We start from the raw sequence: 14,837 nt of genomic DNA on the forward strand, positions 1-14,837 counted from the left end.
CCTTATTTTATATATGAATTCATTCCAACAGCATATTCGTCTAATTCGTTTTTGAAAATAAACGGTGAATGAGTTACAGAAATTAAAAATTTACATTTATCGGAAGAAACTATATCTGGAAGAAGTAATTTTTGCCATTCAATAGATAGCGAAAGTTCGGGCTCATCAAAAAGAACGATATAATCTTTAGCAAATTCTAGATAAATTTTAGAAAACAATGAAATGATTTGTTTTTCTCCAGATGATAATTTGTTTAACTTAACTTCATCCTCAGTTCCAATTCGATAAACAGCAATTGTAACATTACTTTCATTATATCTTATTTCTTTATCCTCAAGATATTTATTACAAACATCTCTGAATTTCTTCAATGCATCATCTAAATGTTTATGTTGATTATAAATATCGATTAGCTTAAATAGAAAATATGTTAATTCTCTCTTTTTTAATAAGCCTTGAGGACTTTCTAATAATGTAAGGATGGAAGTTCTGTCGTGCTCAGATAAATTGTCTCCAACTCTATGTAATACTATTTTAGCTGTTTGTGTATCCAAATCTGCTATTTGTTCTCTACTAATCTCAGGAAAACCTTTCAATAGTTGAGATAAAATTTCTCCAGTTACTTTAGAAAATCCTTCTACAGTTGAATTGTTTATTTTTTCAATAACGCTATCAATTCTCTTATCAACATCCTCCATTCCGAAATGAATTAATGTATCATCGCTAATTTCAATATCCTCATCAACGTCAATTTCTTCAAAAAAGTCATCTTGAAATTCATCAGGTGCAAATTTTCTTTTGAAACGCCCTAAATTTTTTAAGTCTTCTTCAACTCGCCTATAAGTTGGAAAATAGAGAATATTAATATTATAAGAATTAATTAATTCTCTAAAGCCGATGAACTTTTTAATAATGGGTTCGTCAATTAAAAGCCGAATTTCTCTCGACATAATATGAGAAGGTGCCCATCTAGGAATTTTATTTTTACTAAGATATTGAATTAGTTTTCTATCAAAGTTTTGTAAATCAGAAGTACTATTTATTTCTTTATCAGAAATAAACTTTTCTAACTCTTCTAAGTTTATTTTCTCAAATATCTCTTGTGGCATATGTTTTCTTGAACCTCTGCCTTGGAATCTAATAAATGTGAAAAGTTCTCTTTTGGTAAATTGAATTTTGTTACCATCTACAAATTGAAGTTCTATGCGCTCAAAGTCTATTTCATTTAACTTATGTAGTTTATTGTTTAGAACATAGTATAAACTATTTAGAATGGTAGTTTTTCCTAATCCATTTTCGCCTATTAAAATTTTAATATTACTTTCAAAAGGGATATTAACGTTCCGAAATCCAAATAGTTTAGTTATTCTAAATCTTTTTATCATAATTATTGTTGTTTTAAATGTAGCCTAACAATTGGCTAAACATAATCGCGTTTAGTTTTAGTAAATGTAATAAAAATCTTTCGTAAAATGAAAATCAAATTAGTGTTAACAATAACTCCATTTAAGACACAACTTATTCTTAAATTTCTGGTCTTACCTCATCACCCACCCCCATATTTCAAATGCAACACCTTCATCGCATTAATGATATAATGCTTTTTAGCCTCCGTTAATTGTGATCCAAATGTTATTTTCTTCTGGCCATATATTTGGATATGCGTATTATAGAAGGTGCTTGGTCTCATGTGTTTGGGGGATTTTTCTGTAATACTTGAAACGTCTTGCCATTTAAAGGTTTTTACCGTCCCAATAGGACCAATTCCGGTAAATATGTTACCGCCATCATGATCCGTAGTTATTTCTACTTTTCCAAAAAGCCCCATTAAGGATAAGTTATACAGAAAGCCCAAAAGCACAACAAATATAAGGCCTATGATAACCGTTTCTGTGTTGTAGTCGTTTTTCTGGATGATATCGATATACACAAGATTATAGACTATTCTTGTAAACAATACAGCGGCAAGGATGACTATGACGCCTTTTAGGGATCGCGTGGTTGCGCCAATGATGGTATCGTTAAATTTTCTGTGAATCCACGCGCCTTTTGGGGGTTTATGGATATCAAAATTGGGATCGACTTGTTTGGGGTTAAAACCTAAATTATCCTGGAATTTGGAGGCAAAGTCAGCAAAAAATTGGGAGACTTCAGACTCATGTCCGCAGGCTTTACATTTTACATGATTATTCTCAATATCAATGTCTTTGAAAGAAATTGTTTGATGACACTTTTCACATTTCATAAAAACAGGTTATTTGGGGCAATGTCTTTTAAATACGCATTCTATTTAAAAATGCATTAAAATTCTTGAGTAATTTACGTCATGCGAGCTATATTATCAAATATATGATATGAATACTTCAGCTATCTAAATAAAAATGCCCTTTATATAAGCATACACAAAGGGCATTCATTTTAGAACAAAGTAAAAGGATCACTTGTTCACCTCTACTCTATCGTTAGGTTAAAGCTTGCTGAAATATCTGTTTCTCCGCCAGCATCAGCAAGACCTGTATTTGGTTTTACAGGTTCGTGGCGCATGGTAAATGTTAAGGTCCCTGAACTCGCAGCGCCTGCAGTAAGCGTGAATTCTGTACCTAAAGGGTTTTGGTTACTATCGAAATTACCGTATTCTGTGGTTACGTCTAATCCGCCACCAATCGTATAGAAAAACTGGTGAACCAATGCTTCGGCTTCTACTTCTTCAGTGATATTCTCCGCAGGGCTTTCAGTTTCATTCAGTAGCACTATCGTCCCATTGTAGGTAACACCAGTTGCTAAGTTTCCGGATACTGTAACCTCCGGTGCATTGGGTCCGTCACCATCCAAATCACGGGTTTGTAAGGTAATCGGAGATCCTCCTCCATCAGGTGCAAGGGTTACCGTCATGGTGGTAATAACTTCTTCTTCGTTTATTTGCTCTGGTGTATCGTCATTTGAACATGAAACGAATAATAGCGTTGCAAAAATGGCTGCTGCTAAAGATTTTAAATTTTTCATAGTTTCTGATTTTTAAAATTTTTTAATAATTGATTTTGAGGTTTAATAAAAAGTTTCTACCCAAATCGTCTGCATAATAACGAAGACGGTTTAGGTAATTTCGATACGATTGGTTCAACATATTAGTGATTCCAAAACCTATCGTTAGATTTGATTTCTGATTTATTTTTAGATCGATGCTCGAATTAAAATTGAGTAAATGATAGGCATCGGGAGGCGTGCTTACATCAACGATTTCCATAGTTTCAGTCTCAGCTATAAATACTTCAAAATTAGTATCGGGAAATTCGTTTTGGCGAAACACGTACTCGCTTTGTAATGCTAATCGTAGATTTTTAAAATCGGGGTTTTGATAAACAATTTCGTTCGTCGTATTTACAGGTGGCATATTTATTAAGGGTTGATCTCGTGTACGGTCGTATCCTTTAACGAGTGAAAACTGATGGTTGAACCGGAAATTTTTAGCAAAAGCATGGGAAGCATTAACATCAACGCCTAAGAGTTGCGCATTGGTCTGTCTATATTCCCAAACTTGAAAATTGCCTCTTACGGTTTGCTGTATTTCAGTAGGTTCGATAACAATAAAGTCGTTAATGGTATTCATAAACGGACTTACTGAAAAACTAAATGTTTCATGGTCCCGTTGAAACGTTATACCAACTTTATGACCGATTTCTGATTTAAAACTGAGATCACCCAACTCAATACGCGAAGCCGAGTGGTGCAAACCTTCACTAAAAAGTTCTGAAGGATTGGGCGCACGGGCTGCCAATGCGTAATTGAACAACAATTTATAAACTTCGCTGAAAGCGTATGTGGCACCTACCGTTCCGGAAGCGTTATAAAAACTGAGTTCCGGATTGGTTAAAATCTGATTGTTAAACTCCTCAACGACTATTTCCGGATAGCGCTCGTCATAATTGCGAGATTCCCAAAAAGAGGTTCGGTAAAATTTAAAAACATCCATATAGGTGTAATCAAAACGTCCACCGGCTTCTAAAAGGAGTTTGTCATTCAACTGATAATCTGTTATAGCGTATATGCCTAAATCGTATTTGTCGTAATCAGGAATCAACCTACGTACGCCCGTATTGGGGTCTGCAAAGTTGTTCTGATACCTCGCCATGATACCTGTTTTTAAGTTCATGGCATTCGTTAAACGCGACTCCAGATCTAACATCAGCGTATGGGTATCCAATTGCAAATCTAAAGAAGCATCATCTTTATCGTCGCCACGCCTGATGTCGAATTCCAAACGGTTATTTCGTTGAAAGTCATATTGCAGACTCAGCTTTCCTAAGCCATCTAACCTTTTGAAGCCTTTCACCCTAGCCAAATGATGCGTAACATCTTGTTTAGGCGTATTAATATCATAGGTAAAATCGTTAATAATAAGCGGTTTATCGCTGTTTATAGCCCGAACTTGGTCTTGCGCACCACCCAAATGGGATGCCCTTAATATGCCTATCTCGTTTTTAAAAAGCGAATAATAGGCCTCAATACCGTAATCAAAGCGATTAAGACCGATGCGTAAGGAAGCATTCCGTTCAAAAATACCGGTGTTGCTCAACACGTAATCAGGTGCTTCAAAATCGCCAAAGCGTTTTAAAGTTCCCTGCGCTGTTGTATACCAACCGTTTTGATGACTTTTGGTTAATTGCGAAGTGAGTGAAGAACCACGACCATTGCTTGCCCCCGTGATTATGGTCTTTCCATAAAGACTATCTTTTACGGGAATTTTTGAAGGCTCAACAACGATGACGCCTCCTACGGCATCTCCGCTATATTGCAAGGCTCCTGAACCTTTAATCAAGGTTAGGTTTCCTGCGGAATTAATGTCAACATTCGGCGCATGTTCCGCACCCCATTCCTGATCTTCCATGCGAACACCATTGTTTATGATAACAACCCGACTACTGTGCAGTCCATGAATCAAAGGCTTCACAACAGTATTTCCTGTATTAAGCGATGAAACACCACTCAAACTTTTTAATGCATCACCAAGCGTACCACTACTAAAACGCTCCAATTCATCCTTGGAAATTGTGTTTTCCAGTGTTGTTTTGGACTTGACATCGTAGGCTTTTCCTTCAATTCTAATTTGATTTAATTCTTCCAAATGGTGCTCCAACTTAAAATTTTTGGTCGTATTACCGGATACTTTAACAGTAAATCCCGTAGTCAGGCAAAACGGATGCGACACTTGGATATTATAGGTGTCATTACAGAGATTTGAAATAATGAAATTCCCGTCAATGTCTGTAACTACAGCTCGTTCTGAACCTGCAACAATAAGCGTTGCGCCAGCAAGCAAAGAACCATCATGAAGATCTGTTACGGTACCTGAAAGTGTGTTGTCACAATTTTGTGAAAAAGATGTCATACTGCTGAATAACAGTAGTAATAGTGCAAACTTTTGCATATAATTTCTTAATTAACATAATAAATAGTGCTCGTTTATTAAGAAAAAATAGGTGGTGCTCTAAGTTGGGTATTGGTTATTTTAAACGAATGTAATTTTAAAGAAGCGAAGTTTACTTCTATCTTTACAGGAATTTCTGGTACTAATAAATTAGGATATTGGGCAATATCGTAATTGTAAGAGGTTAAATGGAAACTACAAACATCACACTTTATAACAGTTTGATGGATATGTGTGGTGTGTTCTGTGCAAGCAACGTGCTCGTGCCCATCAAACGCATGAATCAACTGAACAGCAGAAGGCAACATTACGGCTACAAAGAGCAATAATGCAGTTATATTTTTGCCAAGCTGTGTTTTAAAATTCATTGTTTAGAGAAACCATTTAGATTGCAAAAATAAAGAATAATTGTTGGAATAGAATTAAAATATTACAAGAATAATTTTTGACCGTTCTTTATTCAAAATAACTTTTTTATGGATACTTGTATTGATCATGTATGATTTCTAGCGCAAAAACTCTAATTCATCCTATCCTCCTTTTTCGGCTTGTCTTCATCAATAACCAAAAGTTTTATTTTTTGATAGACGAACGAAATAATTAAAATGAGGATTCCTAAAAGGATGAACGCAATAATTTTACCGGTTTCAGAGACATTACTGATGTCATAAACAAATAATTTAATAATGGTGATGCCCAGTAACGACAAGGCAATTATGCGCAATTGCTTCACTTGTTTTCGTATACCCCAAATGAGTAAAAGAAATGCGAGGACACCCCATAACACGGGAAATCCGGTTTTTATTATTTTATTTTTTGCAGTTACGATAAGTTCATAGCGTTCATACGACAGCACTTGATCAAAAGGAATCTCCATGATATAAAGTCCTTGTATGATCACCTCGACGCTTGCGGCAAATACCAAAACAAAAACAGCACTCCAAAGCGCTAATTGATGATTCAAAATGGAGGATACTTTTTGTGCTTTATTGGTTTGATATATAAAATACCATTGAACAACACTCAGAATTAAACACGGCCAATGCAAATAATAGGCTATTTGGCTCGTTTGATCAGCTAGTGCATTTTCGGTAAATTCCCAGATCGGAATTTTGGAAAACAATAAACCAAAGCAAACAATATTTAAAGCAGCTATAACATTCAAAATGATATCATGGTTAGCTGTTCGGTTTTTATATAATAAATAACAGAGCACTGTGGTGAATAGTAAATGATACTGCAATACAATAGCTAAGGCGCCTTCAAATTGAAACGATTGGTTGGATTGATAAATAACTTCAAAGAATCCTAAAAAATAGCCTGTTATTACCGCGAGAACACTTGTTAAACGACGGTAAAATATAGGGTTGAATGTGATGCTAAACAGTTCAAGTTCTTTCTTTTCATCTTTTAGTAAATAGTTAATAGCCATAAATGAGATCGTTCCGAAAACGCCTGCGATGAAAACAGGGTTTAATATAATTTCGAAGTCGGTGTCTGCTTCGAAATAAACATCCCAATCAAGTAATAAACTAATCAACATTAAAAACTGGACAATAACGGCTGCAAACCGATAATTTTTAATTTGCGTTTTTTGTGCCAGCCACATGAGAAAAACGGCTTCCACAGCCCAAAAAATCGTAATATTATTTCCTGAAAACTGCACCGGAATGGCCAGCGTGATAAAGGTTAAACTCAGGCCAATTAATAAATAAAGTCCGTTTTTCCCCAAACCAAATTTCTTGTACGCGAAAAATGCATAACCCATATTGAGTACCGCTAAAAATGCTGTAAAACTACCTCTGAGATCTGGTTTAAAAGATGTTAAGATGAGCATGCCAACACCATAAAAAACAAAGTTGTTTGCTGTGAGCATGGTTAGTTGTATGTTACTTAACTGACCTTTGGAGCTTATCTTATTAAAAATACTAATACTTATAAAAATGAGGTAGAATACAAACCCGAAAATTAAAGCGCCCAGGTAATGCGGTGTTTCATCTTGGATATCACTGATCACCCAACTACAAAATAATAACAGAGTAAATACAAATGATAGTATTTGTAATAACTGCCATTTTTTAAAATAGGCCAGAGCTAAAATACCGGCATCTAAAATAGCGATATAGGTAAACAGTACAATATAGTTGCCAGCCCCGGTGCTTACCAAAAATGGCGCTAAAAACCCACCAATGAGTGATAGTATGGCGAGTTCCATACGGTTATACGATAAGGAAATGAAACTGCTAAAAGCGGTTATTAGCACCATGATAGCAAAAGCCACCTCCTGGCCAAATAACTTGTATTCGTGAAAGGCAATAAAAATGGTGAAATAAAATATAGCTATGGCTCCCGCCACCAGAACAGAACTGAATGGCGCATATTTTTTCCGCAATTTATGCGCTATAAAAAGCACTAAGGTTCCGGTTAAAATACCAATACCAACTCTGGCCGGTTCGTTGATCCAATTTTTATCAATAGCGAATTTCACAAAGTAACTAACGCCCAAAACCAGAATAAGAATACCAATTTTATTAATCAGGTTTTCTCCAATAAATTTTTCAAGATCAGGATTTCGTTTTTTAAACTGTTCCCAATATGAAAGCGTGGGCTCCTCCTCTACTCTTTGTGAATAGTCCGGAGTCATGACTGTTTTTGCCGAGGCTACCATTTTTTCCGGTTTGCCAGGAATTTCTGGTTTCGTAATCGGTTCAGCCGCCGTTGATTCTGTTACAGGCTTGTGTTGTTTATAATGCTCATAATCCTTCAATATGGAATTTATGAATTCTAAATCTGTATGTTCTTTAACCACATCGACCTTAAGGACTTCAATCATTTTTTGCCGCAACTTCTTTAAAGCTTCAGGATCTGCAGTACTAACAATTTTTTTAATGATACTGATGTCCCTATCCGTTAAATGAACCACCTTGGAATACTTTGGTTGGTAAACATCGTCTTGTTTTTCATGAACTGAAGTAGGCTCTTTTACAGGTACTTTTAGAGGGGGTTCTATGGTTTTTTCAGGCGTTACTTTTAAAGGTTCCTTGTCTAAGGGGTTAGGCTCCTTTTCTGATTTTAGCAATCCGTAAAGTCTATTAATCTTGTCGTTCAGACTATTTATTTCTCGCTTTAGAGCCGCATTGTTTTTGCTGTATTCACTCTTTTGAACTAGCAAAATAATGATCACTATTATCGAAAGAACAATTTCCATAAAATTAGTTTAGTTGGTTAATGTCATTTTTACAGACCTATGCAATATAACTTTTATTTTAATATTTTTTGATTTAGGTAAGGCTCTGCAGGCTCTTCTTTTAGAGAAATTGGTTGTTGATTTATTGAGATTTTAACTTTCTAGCATTATTGTGATTTCTGATAAAGATCATGGTGTTTCGTAGGTTGAATTTCTATTTTTATAAATGCATTAGGTATTGTTTAATTATAGTCCGATGTTTTCTTTTAACGCTAAAACGTATCGTTTCTTTGTGTGGTTAACTCTGGTTGGCATGCTGCTTTTTGTAGCATTTTACAGTCTCGCGGCATGGCACTACCCCGGCGGGTCTTACAATGTGCCTTCGCAAACCGGGTTCCATCTGAAAGATAATTATCTCTGCGATTTATTGGATACGCAGACGGTTAATGGTTTGGATAATTCCGCACGCCTTTATGCACGAATCGCTCTGGGATTTTTATGTATCAGTTTAATTGTGCTTTGGTTTTATTTACCCAAACTGTTTTTTAGAAAAACCAAGGCCTTATTAATCATGCGTTGGGCCGGTATATTAGCCATGGGCACTACCATGCTTTTAGGAAGTGATAATCATGATTTTATTGTACGTCTGGCCGGAGTTTTTGGAAGCATAGCCCTACTCCTAGCTTTAATGGCCCTATATCTGGATGGATACAAAGGGCTTTTCCTTTTAGGAAGTCTGTGTTTGCTGTTATTTTTAAGTAACTACTTTATCTACGAATCCGAGTTGTTTTTAAAGCAGCTTCCCGTGATTCAAAAAATAACATTTACGGTCTGTATTTTGTGGTTTGTTTTACTCGATCTTGCATTGATTAAAAAATTTCGAAGACTTAAAAAATCATCATAATTTTAATTACGGTCTTTCAAATAAACATCTATCATGGTATGGAGAGAATCTAAAAATACCTTTTCCTTTATATATTTATCGTTCATATCACGGTGACTAAAGGCTATATGGAATAAATAGTTTCGAAGTTGCGGGTCATGTAACAACATTTCGCGCTTTTCAGGAATAACAGCACTTTTGGAACTATCGCTAATAATAAGAGAAACGTCCGTGTAACCTGAGATATGTTCGGCGTAATTATGAGCGATGTATTCGGTCTCGTTTTCAAACTTCTTAATTTTGTGTAAGCGTTCGTCCCAGGACGCCAAAATAACACGAATATCTTCATCCTTAATAACATCCAGGGCTCCTGTATTTAATATTTCACGAATTCCGGCGTCATTTAATGAAATAATGCTCCAGTCTGCGGCATTAAAAAGTAATGAATCCAGACCAATACCATTGAGCCGGTCAAATTCCTTCTCCGCTAACAAGTTCAGGAGTTCATCGGCATTATCAGAGATCTCTTTAGAATCATTTATAACGCGCAGCAATTCCCTCTGAGAAAGATCGATACTAGTGTTCACACTTTTTAAATAATAGGTTTCTTTTATACGTTCCTTTCTGCTCTCATTCCAATTATTGATCTGCAAGGCGATCAAAATACCGATAACAACCAAGATGATTTCGCCAATGGCATATAGAAGGTATTTATTGAATTGATTACTGCCAAGCAGTTTTTGGCGGATATTCCTGAAAAAATTAATCATCTAAGTGGTTGGTTTTTATGGTTCTAAAGATAAAAAATCTCTGAAAACATTAAGGCATTTATATCATAGGAATCAAATTTAAAAATCTTTTAATTCAATTATTAATAAGGTTTATTTTTTAATGCCAGTATTTATAACCCTGAATTTTAAGTGTTTGACCGCTCCAGCTCATGGTTCGTCGAAATTTATTTCAATATTCCCGTTTTTCGTCGTGCTTTATGTAATCAAATGATGTAACAATAATAAACCACAAACCAAACATTATTCATTATGAAAAACTTCTTTATTTTTCTGCTCTTTTTAGGGCTTATTCCTTCCATGCAGGCCCAGAAATTTGGTGTTCGCGCAGGTGCCGATTTTGCAACTGCCAAAGCTGAATTTGACGGTCTGAGCATTAGTGAAGACGAAACCGGATTTTATGTTGGCGCTTTTGCCCGATTTTCTGTGAGCGAAAGTTTTAATTTAAGACCGGAATTTAATTTTATCAGTATTAATGACATGGATCAAATTCAAGTTCCTGTTTTAGCTGAAATTGGTATTTCTGACAAGTTTAACCTCGTAGCCGGTCCGAGTTTTGGTTTTCTGCTAGATACAGATTCCAACGAGGGCGAAAAATCGTTTAATTTCGGGTTAGATTTTGGTCTGTCTTATGACATCATATCCCAACTTTCGATTGAGGCCCGTTATTCCTTAGGATTATCGAACCTCGTTGAGGATAACGATTTTGATGTTGAGCTAAAATTACACGGTTTATTTGTGGGCCTTGGGTATGTTTTCTAAAAAATCCTGAATTCCCAATAAACAAAGTTTATAAATACTGAAATTATTAAACTATGAGGGGCATCAGCTTAAGAATTATTATCGGTGGTATTTTACCAACATTATTAGGCTTAAGCTGTGCTTCTTTTCCCAAGCAGTATGACCCAAGAGACGGTTTAAATCACGCCGCCATAAAACAGTTAGAAGGTGATTATAGAGTGGAACATTATTCTACCAGACCCACTAAAGATTCTACTTTAATTTGGAATTTCTCCCAGCCCGATCTCGGGCGCTATCCCACCTTATTCGATGAGATTAATAATGGTTTGTTAGTGAAAAAATTCAAGGTTAATGCCGGAAAAACGTATTGCGTTTCAATTCATAGTGTTACCAACAAAAAGCTCCGGATGTATTATTACGAAAATGATATTATCATCAAACAAAACACGATTCGATTCCGCCTAAAAGATGATGGTTACCTGTATCTCAGGTACCGGAATTTTAAAATCATAGGACTTCCCTATTTATTGGGTGGGATTAAATTAAAACGGAGCCGAATGACACTGGATAGTGATAATAATTTGGTTTTTGAAACCTCTGAAGTTACCAGTGGCGGGATGATATTATTTTTTGTGTTTCAACCTGTTTTTAAAAGTAAATACGAAAAAATCTACCGACGTATTGAATAAAACTTTAAGTTTACTTTAAGTTGCCAAAAACCCTTTCTTACAACCAATTGAAGTTATATTTTTATATTGTTTGTCTACTGTGGAATCTGGTTTGACGAAATTTTTTGACCGGACTTTAATATTCGTTTTGTTTTGTTTCCGAATAATAAAATTCAATAATTATGAAAACATTGAAACGTTTTGTATTTCTAGTGACTATTGCCCTACTTTTAAATGCATGTGTCGTAAAATCACTTCACGCGTTTTATACCAAAGACATCCTTTATTTTGAGAAAATACTTTTAGGTCAATGGCTAGGCCCGAATGATAGTAATTGGACTGTACAATCTGCTAAAGATGTTATTTTGAATGAGAACAAAAAAAACAAAGTCACCGATTTAAATCAGGATGAACGAAAACTTTATGATGACTACAACAAAGGCTATGTCATTACTTATGAAAAAGACAGCACCAAATCAACATTCCTGGCCATGCCCTTTAAAATTAAGCAACAATTATTCCTTGACTTTACACCCATTGAAGATAAAGAGACCGAAGAAGCCGATAATAACTTATATCAAATGCATAGGGTTGATTTACATTCCTTAGCTAAATTAGATATTTTTTCAAAAGATAGCGTAAGTATCAAATGGCTTGACTCTGATAAATTAGCCGCCCTTCTTGATGCCGGCAGAATTAAAATAAAGTATGAAACAGTAGGCTTTGGAGAAACCACGATGCTTACCGCGTCTTCCCAGGAATTGGTAAAATTTATTGAAAAGTATATGGCTTCTGAAGATAATGATAAATGGAAAACACGCACAGAGGCTGATTTAAAACGATTATGAAAATATTAGTTGCTCAATTTAGAAATATAACGTTTCGTAATATCATGCTTTTTAATCTGATATTATGGACATTTTCTTTTCTGCTTTTCTTAATAGTATTCACCGAGGATGGACAGCCAAAAACCATTGATTACATTTATACCGCAAGTTTTTTAGTTACAATTATAATTCCTGTAACAATCAACTTTTATGTATTAATTCCCCTTCTGTTAAAAAAGGAAAAATACTTACTTTATATCCTTGCTTTTGTAATAAATATTATTGTATTTACCCAAATGAATATTTGGTTTTTCGAATATTTTATTGATTATCTTTTTACTGAATATTACTTTATAAGTTATCACTCAAACATTAGGCTTTTAACCATATTTGGCGTTTTTTTATCTGTTTCAACTTTACTGAAACTTTCCGTAGACTGGTTTTATTTTAACAGTAATGAGAATAGGAAACTTAAAAAACAGAATCAGCAGATTCAAACGCAGTTAACATTATTGCGATCACAGATTAACCCTCATTTTTTATTTAACTCTCTTAATGTTATTTACGCTCTGGCTATTGAAAACAAATCGGAAACTAAGGACGCCATTGTACAATTGTCAGACATATTGCGATATGTTATTTACGATTCCGGAACAGAGCGTGTGGCCATAAAAGAAGAAGTTACCTTATTAAAAAACTTTATTCAGTTTCATCAGTTTCGTCATCGGGAAACTGAAAATATTAAGTTCAATTATTCAATTGATGATGAAAACTACCTTATTTACCCTATGTTATTGTTGCCATTGATTGAAAACAGTTTCAAATATGGTTTAAGAAGTGATGTCGATGATCCTTATATTCATATCGATTTAAAACTTAAGGATAATGACTTTGTTTTTACAATTGAGAATAATTATTCTGAAATCGCCACAGAATACAATAACCATTCAGGGGTTGGGATTAAGAATATTAAAAAAAATCTGGAACTTGTTTACCCAAAAGAGCATGAATTTGAAATGCTTAAAAAGGAGCACCTCTTTAGAGTAACCTTAAAATTGTTCACCAATGAAAATTAATTGCTTGATCATAGACGATGAGCCATCCTCACAATCCGTCCTTAAAAAATTTGTAGGGGATGTTGAGTTTTTAGAGCTTAAAGGGGTTTGTAATAATGCTATAGACGGTCTTCAGGTATTGACACAAAACCCTAATATAGATTTGCTTTTTTTAGATATTAATATGCCCAAAATTTCTGGACTAACGTTCTACAAATCATTACAAAACCCACCGGAAGTTATTTTTACAACAGCATATTCTCAATATGCAGTGGATGGCTTTGAGGTTAATGCTGTTGACTATTTATTGAAACCATTTTCGTTTGAACGGTTTTTTAAGGCAGTGAATAAAGTCCTTGAAAAACGATTCAGCAATGACAACCCAAAGGGAGAAGAATTTATATTTATAAAAGCTAACAAGACACTTTATAAAATTAATTATAAAGATATTTTATTTGTAGAGGCTTTTGGAGATTATGTTAAAGTACATTTAGAAGAGCGGTATCTTTTAACGAATGCTACTTTTACCTCTATTTTGGAATTATTACCACATCAGACTTTTATAAGAACCCATAAATCCTTTGCTATCAATTTTAAACGAATGAATAGCATGAGCGGGAATCAAATTACTATAGACAAGCACAAAATTCCTATCGGACAAATGTATAAACAGCAGTTTTTAAATTTTGTAAATAATCCAAATATTCAATAGACCTTTGAGATTATGCATGTGATTTATTTTGTAATTCGATTGATTCTTGTAAAAACAAGACCATAAAAAAAGCCTCAACTTCTGTTGAGGCTTTTTATTCACTTTATATTGATGTTAGTCTATACTAACCAATTCCAAATCAAATACCAATTCTTGTCCTGCTAAAGGATGATTGGCATCAATAACAATATGATCATCATTTACTTCTGCGATTCTGAATTGCTGTTGTGTACCGTCAGGTCTAGATCCTACAAGGCCTAATCCTACTTCTGGTTTTATAGTTTCGGGAAGTTCTGTTTTAGGAACTTGTTGGAATAGGTCCGTGCGAACCTCTCCGTAAGCCTCTTCCTTAGCAATTGTAACGGTTTTCTTTTCGCTTACAGCCATATCAATCAACGCTTTTTCAAAACCCGGGATAAGTTGCCCTTGTCCTAGTTGGATTTTAATTGGCTCTCTGTCTAACGAGCTGTCAAATACTTCTCCGTTTGTTAATTTTCCTGTATAATGTACCGCTACGGTATCATTTTCCTTTACTTTACTCATAATCATTT

14 protein-coding genes are annotated in these 14,837 nt (G+C 34.7%); 6 read left to right on the top strand and 8 right to left on the bottom strand.

The features are described 5' to 3' along the window. Positions 1–2 precede the first annotated feature (2 nt). From V8G61_RS12385 to V8G61_RS12410, 6 genes are all read right to left on the bottom strand, one after another. Positions 3–1,385 (bottom strand): AAA family ATPase, encoded by a 1,383-nt coding sequence (locus V8G61_RS12385; protein WP_394876068.1) that lies wholly within the window; start codon positions 1,383–1,385, stop codon positions 3–5. 161 nt (positions 1,386–1,546) lie between these two features. Continuing rightward, positions 1,547–2,245: a hypothetical protein gene (locus V8G61_RS12390; protein ID WP_394876069.1), complete on the bottom strand. Its 699-nt coding sequence runs from the start codon at positions 2,243–2,245 to the stop codon at positions 1,547–1,549. Between the two features lie 206 nt (positions 2,246–2,451). Continuing rightward, positions 2,452–3,003, bottom strand: coding sequence for a type 1 periplasmic binding fold superfamily protein (locus tag V8G61_RS12395; RefSeq protein ID WP_394876072.1), 552 nt, complete (start codon positions 3,001–3,003; stop codon positions 2,452–2,454). 22 nt (positions 3,004–3,025) lie between these two features. Then, the gene (locus tag V8G61_RS12400) at positions 3,026–5,386 is read right to left on the bottom strand and encodes a TonB-dependent receptor (RefSeq protein ID WP_394876074.1); all 2,361 of its coding nucleotides are present in this window, start codon (positions 5,384–5,386) and stop codon (positions 3,026–3,028) included. 77 nt (positions 5,387–5,463) lie between these two features. Further along, complete coding sequence (locus tag V8G61_RS12405; RefSeq protein ID WP_394876076.1) at positions 5,464–5,793, bottom strand: hypothetical protein; 330 nt, start codon at positions 5,791–5,793, stop codon at positions 5,464–5,466. A 152-nt stretch (positions 5,794–5,945) separates the two neighbouring features. Next, complete coding sequence (locus tag V8G61_RS12410; protein WP_394876077.1) at positions 5,946–8,633, bottom strand: DUF2339 domain-containing protein; 2,688 nt, start codon at positions 8,631–8,633, stop codon at positions 5,946–5,948. Positions 8,634–8,868: 235 nt separating this feature from the next. Here V8G61_RS12410 and V8G61_RS12415 point away from each other — a divergent pair, with 235 nt between their 5' ends. Then, the gene (locus tag V8G61_RS12415; RefSeq protein ID WP_394876079.1) at positions 8,869–9,516 is read left to right on the top strand and encodes a hypothetical protein; all 648 of its coding nucleotides are present in this window, start codon (positions 8,869–8,871) and stop codon (positions 9,514–9,516) included. Between the two features lie 2 nt (positions 9,517–9,518). On the opposite strand, the gene V8G61_RS12420 is transcribed toward V8G61_RS12415, so the two are convergent. Further along, positions 9,519–10,265 (bottom strand): DUF6090 family protein, encoded by a 747-nt coding sequence (locus tag V8G61_RS12420; protein ID WP_394876081.1) that lies wholly within the window; start codon positions 10,263–10,265, stop codon positions 9,519–9,521. Between the two features lie 270 nt (positions 10,266–10,535). On the opposite strand from V8G61_RS12420, the gene V8G61_RS12425 reads away from it, so the two are divergent. The 5 genes from V8G61_RS12425 (at position 10,536) to V8G61_RS12445 (ending at position 14,286) form a co-directional block, all read left to right on the top strand. Next, positions 10,536–11,045 (top strand): porin family protein, encoded by a 510-nt coding sequence (locus V8G61_RS12425; protein WP_394876083.1) that lies wholly within the window; start codon positions 10,536–10,538, stop codon positions 11,043–11,045. A 53-nt stretch (positions 11,046–11,098) separates the two neighbouring features. After that, positions 11,099–11,713: a hypothetical protein gene (locus V8G61_RS12430; RefSeq protein WP_394876085.1), complete on the top strand. Its 615-nt coding sequence runs from the start codon at positions 11,099–11,101 to the stop codon at positions 11,711–11,713. Between the two features lie 161 nt (positions 11,714–11,874). Then, positions 11,875–12,540: a hypothetical protein gene (locus V8G61_RS12435; protein ID WP_394876087.1), complete on the top strand. Its 666-nt coding sequence runs from the start codon at positions 11,875–11,877 to the stop codon at positions 12,538–12,540. Next, positions 12,537–13,595 (top strand): sensor histidine kinase, encoded by a 1,059-nt coding sequence (locus tag V8G61_RS12440; RefSeq protein ID WP_394876088.1) that lies wholly within the window; start codon positions 12,537–12,539, stop codon positions 13,593–13,595. The genes V8G61_RS12435 and V8G61_RS12440 overlap by 4 nt, the downstream gene beginning before the upstream one ends. Further along, a complete protein-coding gene (locus V8G61_RS12445) occupies positions 13,585–14,286 on the top strand; it encodes a LytR/AlgR family response regulator transcription factor (RefSeq protein ID WP_394876089.1) in 702 nt (233 codons plus the stop codon). The genes V8G61_RS12440 and V8G61_RS12445 overlap by 11 nt, the downstream gene beginning before the upstream one ends. 114 nt (positions 14,287–14,400) lie before the next feature. On the opposite strand, the gene V8G61_RS12450 is transcribed toward V8G61_RS12445, so the two are convergent. Further along, a complete protein-coding gene (locus tag V8G61_RS12450) occupies positions 14,401–14,829 on the bottom strand; it encodes a peptidylprolyl isomerase (RefSeq protein ID WP_394876090.1) in 429 nt (142 codons plus the stop codon). Positions 14,830–14,837: the final 8 nt, after the last annotated feature.

Source organism: Gaetbulibacter sp. M240 (assembly GCF_043876815.1).
Taxonomy (GTDB): domain Bacteria; phylum Bacteroidota; class Bacteroidia; order Flavobacteriales; family Flavobacteriaceae; genus Gaetbulibacter_A.

Coding starts and splice junctions, on each gene's coding strand:
- V8G61_RS12385 (WP_394876068.1), bottom strand. CDS start 1,385: ATGATAAAAAGATTTAGAATAACTAAACTATTTGGATTTCGGAACGTT.
- V8G61_RS12390 (WP_394876069.1), bottom strand. CDS start 2,245: ATGAAATGTGAAAAGTGTCATCAAACAATTTCTTTCAAAGACATTGAT.
- V8G61_RS12395 (WP_394876072.1), bottom strand. CDS start 3,003: ATGAAAAATTTAAAATCTTTAGCAGCAGCCATTTTTGCAACGCTATTA.
- V8G61_RS12400 (WP_394876074.1), bottom strand. CDS start 5,386: ATGACATCTTTTTCACAAAATTGTGACAACACACTTTCAGGTACCGTA.
- V8G61_RS12405 (WP_394876076.1), bottom strand. CDS start 5,793: ATGAATTTTAAAACACAGCTTGGCAAAAATATAACTGCATTATTGCTC.
- V8G61_RS12410 (WP_394876077.1), bottom strand. CDS start 8,633: ATGGAAATTGTTCTTTCGATAATAGTGATCATTATTTTGCTAGTTCAA.
- V8G61_RS12415 (WP_394876079.1), top strand. CDS start 8,869: ATGTTTTCTTTTAACGCTAAAACGTATCGTTTCTTTGTGTGGTTAACT.
- V8G61_RS12420 (WP_394876081.1), bottom strand. CDS start 10,265: ATGATTAATTTTTTCAGGAATATCCGCCAAAAACTGCTTGGCAGTAAT.
- V8G61_RS12425 (WP_394876083.1), top strand. CDS start 10,536: ATGAAAAACTTCTTTATTTTTCTGCTCTTTTTAGGGCTTATTCCTTCC.
- V8G61_RS12430 (WP_394876085.1), top strand. CDS start 11,099: ATGAGGGGCATCAGCTTAAGAATTATTATCGGTGGTATTTTACCAACA.
- V8G61_RS12435 (WP_394876087.1), top strand. CDS start 11,875: ATGAAAACATTGAAACGTTTTGTATTTCTAGTGACTATTGCCCTACTT.
- V8G61_RS12440 (WP_394876088.1), top strand. CDS start 12,537: ATGAAAATATTAGTTGCTCAATTTAGAAATATAACGTTTCGTAATATC.
- V8G61_RS12445 (WP_394876089.1), top strand. CDS start 13,585: ATGAAAATTAATTGCTTGATCATAGACGATGAGCCATCCTCACAATCC.
- V8G61_RS12450 (WP_394876090.1), bottom strand. CDS start 14,829: ATGAGTAAAGTAAAGGAAAATGATACCGTAGCGGTACATTATACAGGA.